General features: G+C 69.8%; 1 protein-coding gene. It reads left to right on the forward strand.

The genetic code is table 11. The features are described from left to right. Nucleotides 1–941 (forward strand): transposase (locus tag Q9G87_RS60345; RefSeq protein WP_305925694.1); only part of this gene is annotated, 941 nt, incomplete at both ends.

A 941-nucleotide genomic window follows, 5' to 3' on the forward strand; every position in this document is an offset into this window, starting at 1 on the left:
CTGGCGCGATCGCGCGCACGTGCTCCTCAGCCTGGCCACGGCGATCGTGTGCGGCGCGCGGAGCGTGCTGGAAGCCGAGCGGCTGCAAGCCCATCAGGCGGCGCTGTTCGGGGTCGTGCCGTCGGACTCCACTACCCGCCGCACGCTGGCCGGCCTGGATGAGGCGATGCTCACGCGCATCGCCAAGGCCAGGGCGAGGGTACGACGCCGCGTCTGGCAACTGCTGCACCTGCGCCCGAGCGGCTTCCCCTGGCTGACGGTCGCGGGTAAACGGCTGCGGGGATGGATCGTCATCGACATCGACGCCACCATCATCACCTCGGCCTCGGACAAGAGCGGGGCGGCGGTCACGTTCAAGAAGACCTATGGTTTTCACCCGCTGGCCTGCTGGTGCGCCAACACCCAGGAATCGCTGGCGATGCTGCTGCGGGCCGGGAACGCGGGCAGCAACACCGTCGCCGACCACCTGCGGGTGCTCACCGACGCACTCGCCCAGATCCCGAACTCCTGCCAGGCCAAGATCCTCGTCCGCGTCGACGGCGCGGGCGCCACCCACGACCTGCTGACCCACCTAGAAGGGCTGAACACCACCCGCCGCACGGTGCGGTATCTGGTCGGCTGGACCATCACCGACGCCGATGAGCAGGCCATCGCCCGCCTGCCCGCCACCGCCTGGCAAGACTCACTCGATCAGGACGGCGACCTGCAGCAGGGCTATCACGTGGCGGAGCTGACCGGCCTGAACCGGCGCGCCGGTTGGCCGGACGGCATGCGACTGCTGGTTCGCCGGGTCCGCCCCTCGGCCCGCCATCGCAAGAACCTCACCGCCTTTGAGATGCGGACCGGCTGGAAGTACTCCATCATCGCCACCAACATCGGCCGCATGTGGGGCATCGCCGGCTCCCACCACCCCCAATGGCTGGACGCGCTGGCCCGCGCAC

Origin of the sequence: Nonomuraea turcica (genome assembly GCF_030718205.1) — a bacterium.
GTDB lineage: Bacteria > Actinomycetota > Actinomycetes > Streptosporangiales > Streptosporangiaceae > Nonomuraea.